The 10,840-nt window shown below is 38.3% G+C and carries 5 protein-coding genes and 1 pseudogene; 1 reads left to right on the top strand and 5 read right to left on the bottom strand.

Annotated elements, in window-relative coordinates:
* Positions 1 to 615: 615 nt before the first annotated feature.
* The 5 genes from PVV68_RS08825 to PVV68_RS08805 form a co-directional block, all read right to left on the bottom strand.
* A complete protein-coding gene (locus tag PVV68_RS08825) occupies positions 616 to 5,571 on the bottom strand; it encodes a type ISP restriction/modification enzyme (protein ID WP_273782920.1) in 4,956 nt (1,651 codons plus the stop codon).
* A gap of 680 nt (positions 5,572 to 6,251) precedes the next feature.
* A complete protein-coding gene (locus tag PVV68_RS08820; RefSeq protein ID WP_273782919.1) occupies positions 6,252 to 7,832 on the bottom strand; it encodes a YfjI family protein in 1,581 nt (526 codons plus the stop codon).
* 1 nt (position 7,833) lies between these two features.
* A complete protein-coding gene (locus PVV68_RS08815) occupies positions 7,834 to 8,697 on the bottom strand; it encodes a toprim domain-containing protein (RefSeq protein WP_273721963.1) in 864 nt (287 codons plus the stop codon).
* Between the two features lie 103 nt (positions 8,698 to 8,800).
* Positions 8,801 to 9,001 carry an AlpA family transcriptional regulator gene (locus PVV68_RS08810; protein WP_004856846.1) on the bottom strand — a complete coding sequence of 67 codons (201 nt, stop codon included), beginning with the start codon at positions 8,999 to 9,001 and terminating at the stop codon, positions 8,801 to 8,803.
* A gap of 208 nt (positions 9,002 to 9,209) precedes the next feature.
* Entirely contained in the window at positions 9,210 to 10,376 is a 1,167-nt protein-coding gene (locus tag PVV68_RS08805; protein ID WP_273721729.1) for a site-specific integrase, read from the bottom strand.
* A gap of 180 nt (positions 10,377 to 10,556) precedes the next feature.
* Here PVV68_RS08805 and PVV68_RS08800 point away from each other — a divergent pair.
* Positions 10,557 to 10,840 (top strand): annotated as a pseudogene (locus PVV68_RS08800) (phage portal protein); the annotation flags it as partial.

Raw genomic sequence — 10,840 nt, 5'->3', positions numbered from 1 at the left:
AGAGAATGATTAAAACACGTCTTTAAAAAACATGTGATCTCTTAAAGCCTTTCAAAAGACAGTTATAATCATATGCTATGCTATCAAGGCTCTTATGGTTATGAGTTTTAGAGGTTTTAGAGGTTTTGGGGGTTCTTTTTACCCATTATCATTTTATTTTTTTAATCCAAAATAAAAGTTGTTATATTTCAATGTGTTAAGATTTATGTTTTTTCAAAAAAAACAACCTATATAAACAATACAACCCGTAAATTCAACTTATAGAATATGTTTTGGGGAGTTTTGTAGGGGTTTTGGGGGTTTTTAAAACAGACAAAACCTATAAGCAAAATGAAGATACAAAACTCTCTTTAAAGAGGTTTTTTGAAAGCTATAAAGCTATCATTTGAGATTACGGTATAATCTTTAGAGGCAATCCACATAAATCTTATCTTGTTTAAGAGGGGATTTCTTATAAGTCTTAAAGCAATCCAAATGACAGTGTTTAAAAGTGCAAATGATTTCTTTTTAGAAGAACGCATGATAAATTTTTTCTTTTAAGATTGTATCTAATTAACTTACAAAAGAGATATAGCTATATTCTATACCCCTTATGAGTTTTAAGGTCTTATAAGCTTATTCAGTTTCTTTAATTTCTAATTTTGGTAGGTTCTTAACAATCTTCATTGTCTCTAAACTTACGGTAATAACCCTTTGGAATAATTCCAATGGATAAGCAGGGTTTCCAACGGTTTCAACAGCATAGCGATTAGCATCATTCACAATGCCACTCTTTTTATCAGTTTTTACGCATTGACGCCCCATAACCCATTCAAGAGCAGGCTTGCCATTGACGATATACTCATAAGCTTCAAGAGGGATATCTGTTATTGTGATATTACTATTATAAATAACAGTCGATTTATCCTTTTCCTTACTATTTCCAAAGAATTTCATTTCTTTAACATAATAGAATTCTTTAGGATTAGAGATATCAGTCTGTTTTGGATTGCCTTTTTTAAAGGTCACTGGATAAGGTTCCACATCTTCATAATTTATGTGCAAATGACCGAGTTCACGCCCCGCTGTCACAAATTTCCAAAAGTCTTCAGCACTCTTTACACAAGGAATGCGAGGCAATTCTTTAGAGAGGTTATCAGCATAACGAGCACGGTAATCTTCTGAATGAAGTAAACCGTAAACATAATAGAATAAATCATCTTTAGTTACGGTTTCATTAGGATAAGCTGCTTTAAAATGGGTTAGTCCTTCATCAGTTATGGCATCACGCCTTTGTAAACCAGCTATTTTGTTTTCTTCTGTAGAGTTTGTAAACAAATAGGATTGTTTTTCATTTTTTAAGGATTCAGTATCCTCATAAAGATACCGTGGAAAACATTGGCTAGCATTCATCATATTACTATCAGGCAAAACTTTGCTCATCAAAACAGAAAAATTGTTTTTTATTCCTATACCTGTAATTTGTATCACCCTATTTTCAACGGCTTTTCCCATAGGAAATATATGCGGCATTTGAAAAACTCTATGGTTAAAAATACGATTGTAGTAAAGCCACTGTCGTGTAAAAGGACGATAAAGACTTTGAACTAAGCAATTACTTTCAAATTCAGCAAACTTTCCCCTCACAAGCTCTTCTTTTAAACTACTACTCCAACTAATTTTTTTAGCATCAGAGTTTACAAAATTATCTACAGCATTTGCACGTGCTTTACGATCAGCACGTGGATAGCTCTCATCAAAACGTTCCATTTCACTCTTATAAAAAGTAATCATATTATGCATGTTTTGTGATAGAGCCTCATAGCTCGCATTAGACGCCCAAGCATCACGACTGGTTGAAATACCACAGGAATAAGTCTTAAATAGTTTTTTATCATACTCTTTTTTGTAACCTAAGGCTAAGAAGGCGTTAAAACTGTCATCACGTTGATCGAGCCAATCGCCATGCTTATCTGGTGTAATTATTTGCCAACCTTGTTTACTCCGTGTAATGCCATCAATACTTCCAAGGGATTCAATTATCGTAAGCTTTTCTTTTCTCGTGAGATAATCTCCAATATCATAGAAATATATCTTCCCCTGTTGTTGAGATTCTGGATTTTTCACGAGAATAGAAATCGCTATAGGGGCACGAGATCCTTCACCAAAAATTCCACCACTTTCTTTCTTACGTTGTTCTCCAGAAGTCCGAGCATTTCCCCGTAAATGGAAAATATAAAGGCTACTAAATTCCTCAACGAGGCATTTGCGTAAGCCGTTCAGAGAATGACCACTGATAAAACCAGCATTTGTCACAAAACCAATAACACCACAGTCTTTTATGCGGTCACTTGCCCAACGGATTGCCCGTATATAGCTATCATAAAGTGATTGTACGCAATTTGCTTTAGAGTAAGCGGCATAAGTTTCACTGATACGGTCATTTAATATAGGAGAGGGAGCATTTTTTGCATTATCGTTTTCGTTCTTTTGTCTCAAGGAATAAGGGGGATTTCCAAAAATAACTTCGATATTCAGCTTTTTCTGAAGCTCTAAATATTCGCTGTTTTCTTTCATAGTACCTTCCATCAGATCTTTTTTCTCAAAAAGATGAAACGTATCGGTTAAACCAATATGCTTGAATGGGATATAATTCCCTTTCATAAGACCATGATAGGTTGCTTCGATATTAATGGCTGCTATGTAATAGGCTAGCAAGACAATCTCATTAGCATGAATATCATAACGGTATTTATATTCCATATCCTCTGGTTTTATGAGATTGGATTGTAAAAGCCTTGTGATAAAGGTACCAGTACCCGTAAAAGGGTCAAGAATAGAAACACCACGTGATCCTAGGCTTTTTCCAAATTCATTGCGTAAAACCTCATCAACAGAATGAATGATAAAATCCACAACCTCAACGGGGGTGTAAACAATTCCTAATTTTTCTACCGTACGGGGAAAAGCCTTGGTAAAAAAATCTTCATAAAGCTTGATAATAAGGTTTTGTCTTGCTTGGGGGGAGGTAATCCCAGAGGCACGGAATTTCACACTGTCATAAAATTCTTGTAACTCTTTTGATACTTGCTTGATATTGGTTTTATCCAATTCAGCTAAGATCTTTTCCATGGCTTGTGAGATAGCATTGTTTTGCACAAATTCATTGCCATCAAACAAAGCTTCAAACACGGGACGCGTGACAAGATGTTGTCCTAACATCTCAAGCGCTTCTTCTTGTTTGATTTCACTGTTTAAGTTGTTTTTGAGTTCTTTATAAAACCCATCAAAGGCGTGATAGGCTTCACTGGTTTCATCGGATAGGATATCTTTAAGACGATTAATATGGTTTTGTGCAATTTCAGCAACATTGCCAGCCCATATGCCCCAATAATCTGCAAGGGTAAATTTCTTAGCCAAAAGAGTTTTAAGGGCATTGGGAAACTCTTTATAAAAAGGTAATCTCATTTGCCCTTTATAACTATGACGAGGTTCATAGGCTGCTTTTCCAATCTCAAGACCCGTGCTTTCTGGTTTCTCATAAACATAGATTTTATCTTCAACCGTGGTCATACTCTTTAAGGCAACAATCTCTAAAGTATGACTGACATCTTGATCTAAAATCATCTGGTTAAGGGTTACTTCAAAGTTCTCATCATGGGAAAGCAAAGCATTGATCACTTGCCAGACAACACTGTATCTCTTGTTGTATTTTAAAGCCTCTTCAGCAGAAATCCCAGCCGGCACCCCAACCGGTAAAATGATATAGCCTCTCTTCTTGCCTTTGGCACGGCGCATAATACGCCCCACCGCTTGTATCACGTCCACTTGGCTTTTACGCGGGTGTAAAAACATAACCGCATCAAGAGCAGGAACATCCACACCCTCAGAAAGACATCTTACATTGGTGAGCACACGGCAGGTGTTTTCCCCCGCATCTTCCTTTAACCAATCAAGAGCTTCATTGCGTTTCTTGGCACTTTGTGTTCCATCAATATGCGCAAAGGTACACTGAAGAGGCGGTGTCTCTTTATAGAGCTTATGAAGATTATACAATTCTTTCTGCATTTCTGCAGAATTGAATGTGTCACGGATACGTTCAGAGGTCTTGATATCTTTACAAAAAGCCAAAGCCCGCCGCATGGGATTGGAGTCATCACTCAAATCAACTTTCAGATCTATTTTACTAAGGGCTTGATAACAGCCTATGATCTTGGTTTTATCATCAAGGGCAAGTTCATAATTCTCATCGGTCATCAGATGTTGAATGGATTGACTGACTTCCTCTTCATTAACGCCTAAGACAATAATCTTATAAGGAACTAAGAGTTCATTCTTCACGGCTTTAGAGAATGTGTAGGTATAAAGCTCTTTTCCATAGAGTGCTTCATCATCCATAGACGCCAGAATGCCATTCATCTCATGGGCTTGTCTTTTAGCACTATCAGCAAAGATCTTCGGGGTTGCTGTCATATACAGACGTTTTTTACCCCGAATGATGCTGTTATCATGAACTTTGATAAATTCAGATTCATGCTTGTCTGTTCCTAAAACAACACCCGTTGTTCTATGAGCTTCATCGCAAATGATCAGATCAAATTCGGGTAAATCATATTCCTTTTGTGCATCGGAAATCACTTGAATGGAATGATAAGTTGAAAAGACCACAGTCATCACATCAAGAGAAGTTTTATTGGCTTTGCGTGCAAGTTCTTTTGCATCCGTGGTAGCCGGTAAGACAAGATCTGATGCATCGAGACCAGCTTCATCATCCTGTTTACTTTTACGACGTTTGCCTACTTGTGTATCCGAACACACCGCAAAGGAACGCAAGGGGATTTCTGTATCTGCTGTCCATTCACGGATTGTTTGTGACATCAAAGCAAGGGAGGGCACTAAAAACAATACACGCTTGCCTTTTCCGGCGAGAGTTTCGGCTATCTTAAGGCTAGTGAAAGTCTTTCCCGTTCCACACGCCATAATCAGCTTGCCACGGTCTGCTTCTTGTAACCCTTCACAAACTCTCTCAAGTGCTTCTATCTGATGATCTAAAAGCTTTTTTTTCGGTTGTTCTTTAAGGACAGCTTGTCCTCGTTCTTTATAAGCGCCCCAATCAATTTGACTGTTTTCTAAATCAAACAGATTAATCTGTTGAATGCGAACCTCTTGACCATCACAAGTATTGTTCGCATTATCACTCCAATTGCTTTCGGTACTATCAACCAAAATACGACGCGTAAAAATCTTTTTCCCAGAGGCAGCTATAAAGCTATCAATATCTTCTTTTTTAATGATGTGAGAAGCATCATAGCATTTACATTGAATAGCCGCATATCCTCCTTGATCACGGATTGTAGCGACCAGATCAATGCCGATATCACGCCCATCTTCATCATGTTCCTCAGCCCATTCCGAATAAGTTTGAACCTTTTCGTATTCTTGCTTTTGTAAAGGGTCTTGCATGAGATAAGCCATGACAAGGTTTTCAAACAGCGTTCCCAATTCACGGGGTGATTTAGCCTTTTTACGGTAGAATTCTAAGAGAGAACGTAGCGTGATTTGTTCATGATCAGACTTAAGAGATTGCAGCATATTACAACAGAGCTCCATTTTGATATGAGAGGGTTAATTCTTTTCAAAAGAATCAAAATGAAGCTTATTAAATCCATTTTGGACGAATTGAGAAAAAATGCAGAAAAATGCATAAAAACGGATAAATTTTTTCAAAAGAGGTTTTAAAAGGCTATTTATCCACAGCCTATGATGCATGTTTAGATCAGCACAATAGTGAAGTTTGCTATTTATTTGATGTGTTAATTGACCTGTCAATCAAAACAAATGCACTATGGGCTTTAAAATATCAGAATTAGTATTTTGATAGGTTTTATTACGAATTTTGCTTATAAGTTTTGACGGTGCAAAAATTGTCAAAACCCCCTCGAAACATATATCATTGATTGAATTTAGAGGTTGTATTATCAATATAGGTTGTTTTTTAAAGGTCTGTAAAATCTTAACACATTGAAATATAACGTTTTTACTTTTTACTGTTTTTTTATCTAAAAGGGGCAACCGTCAAAACTCAAAACCCCTTCAAAACTTATCGAGGTTGTGTTTTGGTTATCTTTAGGCACAAAATTTAAAAGAACCTCTGTATGTTTCTTCTTTAAAAAATTATAAAACAAAAACCCTCAAAGATCATTCGTAAATCCTCTGTTGGTACGATAAGATCTTTGAAGGTTTGAAGAATAACAAATAAAATTATCAGCGTTTCATTGTTTTATGCTGTTGCTTTTGACGAAAGGATTCCATTCATAGCGTATGGTAGGACGACCGCCTTTAGAGCTATTTTTACTTGATATTTGACGAATATGGTTGGAACGACATAAAATCTCTAAAGCTTGTTTTAGAATGGCATGGTCTTTTAAATGCGTCCAACTTCTTTGATGAATATCACGTAAAGTAAAAATATCGGGTAAATGATCACAACGTTCGATAATCAATTTTGCCCCCTCTGTTGCTAAGTTATCCGCCACCGCATAGAGCCTTTTGACATGACTTAACAGATATTTTTCCCATCGCAAGGCTGTTTGAAGGGCATCTTTATTGATTTCAAAACGCCCGCCTTCGGTCAATTCAAAAATCAACGCAAGACTTACTATGGTTTTGGGCATTTTCAAAAGATGCGCTTGTAAGCTTTCACAAAGGTTATTCTCTTTGGCTTCTTTAAAAATCTTTTGCATCCATTCACGAAAGATCTCTTGAGCTTTTGCAGAAAAACGCATCACCAGCGGGTGTTCTGGTGAACCAAGGGGTTTATCATAAAGGGAATGAAACACTCCTTCATAAGTTTCCCATGCCTCTTGATTGGGAGGTCTATCAACCCATTGCCAATCTTTTGTCTCATCGGGCCATACCAACATTTGAAAGCGTTGTAAGAAACCATCATTGCCTTTGCCATATAAAGCATTGCGTATAAAGGGCAGAATGCGAGAGGGTTGAATACCCCCTATAATGGAAAGGGTTGCATTGGGAATAAAAATGGTTCCACGCCCAATCCGGTCATAGGTAAATTGACCATCTCCATTAAAAGCTTCCAAATAAAAAGCACGATCTGTTTGATATTCCTTCCGTTCCATATCTGTTAAGAAACCGGATAATTCATCACGCACCATCAAAAGACCACGGGGGTTTTCTTGTAAGAGTTCCCCAAGCTTTTCAACGCTTGTATCATTGACAATAAAACGAGAGACATCATCATCATCATTGTCTTGAGAGAGGGTTTCATACAAAAGAGCACGGGCTGTTTCAAGGTCTCCTTTTTTGAGCGCTTTATGGGCTTGTTTTTTCTTTTCTGATTTGTCTAAAGTTTCAAGTATCTCTTCAATTTCTTGCCTTTCTTTTTGTTTCAACCACTCTTTATACCATTGCTTTTGAAGGCGCGTGATAGGGGCTAAAGCGGCTTGCATGGTAGGTGTTTTCATGGTTGAAGGCTGTCCAATAAGAGCCCCCCAAAGATTAGGAACAATTTTCCAATCATCATATTGTTTTGGCGCAATATGCACGCCATTTCCAATGAGAGCCGCCAGACCACATAAAGCAGAAACAGCAATAAAATCGAGAGGGGCTTGTTGACGCTCAGCAATATCATAAATATAGCGACTTAAAGTTAAAGGCACTTGTGCAACGTGAAAAGGTTCGACGGGTAAGAGAGCTGTACCAATCGGTTTTAATTCCCCCCACCCATTTTGTTGCAAGGCGACTTCATAAGGAACGGCTTTTAAACAAGTATTATCATTGAATGAAACATTTTGATTGTTGGTATATACAATATTGTTTTTATTCTCTCTCAATTTATTTATAACCTTTCAGTATTAAAAAATCGTTGAAATCTAAAGCGTTAGGGGCTTGCATGATAAAGACCTCAAAGCCTTGGCTATAAGCACGCGCAGCTAGGGTAAAACCTGCTTTACGACCCGCATCATCGCCGTCCATTGCAATTGTCAGACGTCCTTTTATCGGGGGTAAATTCACACGCATCATGCCATGGGTTGAAAGAGAAGCCCATAAATTCACGGGCTCTGATAACAAAGCAGATAACAGAGACAGACCGGTTTCAATGCCTTCACAAATAACCAGATGTTTTGGATTGTCTTGGCTTAAATGCACAGCACCGCCCATAACAGACCCCAACATGGCTTTGGCTGGTCTCTGATCTGTTTTACAGCCATTGGCTTGTAAAAAGGTTCTATGAATGGCAAAGGAACCAGCCTCCTTAACAAGCGCCACCAACGCGGGCAGTGTCATTCCTAATGGGTGTGGACATTTACCGTGAAAACGTAAATCAGCAGGCAATTCACACGTAATACCCCGATTGCGTAAATAGGTTTCTGCTAAAGTCTCTTTGATCGGTTGGCTTTGTTGCCAAATCTTTTTTGCTTTCTCTGCTTTCTGTTTTGAGAAAGAGAGCGTGTGATCATAAGCTTTATCAACAAAGGCTTGTTTTTCCAGCAAGCCAATTCTTCTAAGCGCTTGTATGATCTCTCTAAAAGAGCAGCCCGCATAACAAGTGAGTAAAAGACGCCCATCATGTCCATTGGCAAGGGATAAGCTAGGCAATTGATCATCATGGGCTGGACAACGGGCACTTCCATAATGCCCATACCAAACTCCACGCAAGGCATTTGTGATGCCCTGAGCATTCGTAAAAGAAAACATGTTTTTTTATCCTATGAATATTGCACCATAGGACGGATTGTGCTATCTCTAGGGTGATGAGTTTGAGAAAGCCTTGTCCGTCCTTACGTGACAAGGTTTTCTTTTATGCGACGTCGTTATAACGTTGCTGTTTGGCTTGCTCTATGACATTGATCAGATCTGATTGTAACCAACGCGATAAAAAACCAAATTTTAAAGGTTTTGGGAGAGAGCCATTGGTCACATGACGGCGGAATGTTGAAACACTCATATGAAGCAATTTTGCACTTTCACGGTCAGTTAAAAGAATATCGTTTTCTGTCATTATAATTTCCTTTCATAATAAAAAATGGGAACAAATCATGCCCATTTATTAAGCACATTTTGGAATCATTAGAAAGGTATTTAGTCTATAGAAAACAGTATTTTATCATACATTTTCTGATGTGATAATTTATGAGTCTCATTGAGAAAGAATGAGAGAAGAGAGAGAGTAAGTTATCCACAGATCATGGGGTTATGCACCCCATATCTTAAGATTGACCTGTGACATAAGCCGCCCATTTATCCATATAGACACGACGCTGTTCTAAATAGTCAGTCCGACGATAGGCACGCTCTACTTGTCCTCCTACTGTATGACTTAGAATAGTTTCAGCCACCTCATAAGGGGCATCAGTTGTTTCAGCAAGCCAATTGCGTAAACTAGAGCGAAAACCATGGGGACGTGCTTCAAGTCCAATCTGTTGCATATATTTTGCCATACAATTCTCACCTATGGGACAACGACCGGTAGGAGAAAGAAGAAAATCACTTTTAGAGATACAACAGGCTTGTTCAATTATTTTTAGTGCTTCTGTTGATAGAGGCACGCGAAATTCTGTTGTAGCATCACGTTTTCCTTTCATATTTTCAGCAGGGATAGTCCATATATCCCCCTCAACTTGATCTTTATGAATGTGACGTAAAGGAAAAGTACGAACGCCTGTAAGGATAAGCAAGCGCAAGGCTAGTTGTGTTATAGCTGTTTTTTGACAAAGCGTTTTATAAAAAACCGGCACCTCTTTCCAATCCATGGCTGGTATATTTTGTGTTTTATGGAGTTGTTTACCTAAAAGAGCACGTGCTTTTTCTGTTGCTTGTAAATCAACATCCAAACCTAATGCAGCCGCATGTTTGAGACAAAGATTAAGGCGTATCAATGCTTTTTCTGCTGTTGTAGCTTTTGTATGCCAAATAGGGGCAAGGGTATTGCGTATCTCTGTTTGGGTAATCTCTGAAACCGGTAAACAGCCTAATTTTGGTAGAATATAAAGGCGTAAAGGTGTAAACCATTTACCATTTTTACCATCCCCTTTTAATTCAGCTTTACGGCTTTCAAAAGCATCTAGTGCAATATCTTTTAAATAATGGAGATTGCTTATTGCTTCACGCTTTTGTTTGTTGCGTTCTTGAATGGGGTCACGCCCTTCATGCAAAACAGAACGCCATTGATTTGCTAATTCACGAGCTTTTTTTAAAGAAACATTTCGCAACGCTCCCAAGCCCATTTCACGGCGGCGCCCGTGAATGGTATAACGATAAATCCATTGAGCACCGCCATCTTTACGCTTATGAAGAAGCAAGCCGGAACCATCATTATATTTGCCAGCCCCCAATGTTGCGACAGACCTTGCATTAAGACGGTTCATAAGAGCCATTTTTAAATCCTTTCTTATACAAATTTTATCCACACACTCATCCCGCTTTTGATGTGCAAGGGAATGGTTTTGATTGATTCAAGATAAACAGCTTTGAAATGAGAGAATCCTACGTTATTCGAGACTCTCATTCAACAATACAAAACAATGAATTATTATTATAAATCAAAGCGTTGTAGTGATATGGCACATGCGGAATATGCGGATTCTGATGCTTTCCAAGATGCTGTCATCTGTGGCATGGGCTGGACCGATACCAGACTTGATTACGAAAACAGTATAGATGGGGAACCGGTTATAGCGCGTTTAGACCCGTTAAAGATGGTTTGGGACAGTACAGCGGTGCAACCGAATTTAACCGATGTCCAACGCTTATGGTATGTAGATCGCAAGCCCTTAGAAGTTGCAAGACAAATGTTTCCAACAGCCCATTGGAGCGAACTCAGTGCGGATTGGGCGAGAGA

The sequence above is a fragment of the Bartonella sp. ML69XJBT genome (genome assembly GCF_028618515.1).
Lineage (GTDB): Bacteria > Pseudomonadota > Alphaproteobacteria > Rhizobiales > Rhizobiaceae > Bartonella.
The sequence above is the reverse complement of the archived record's forward strand: the minus strand, read 5'-3'. Positions and strand labels throughout refer to the sequence as shown.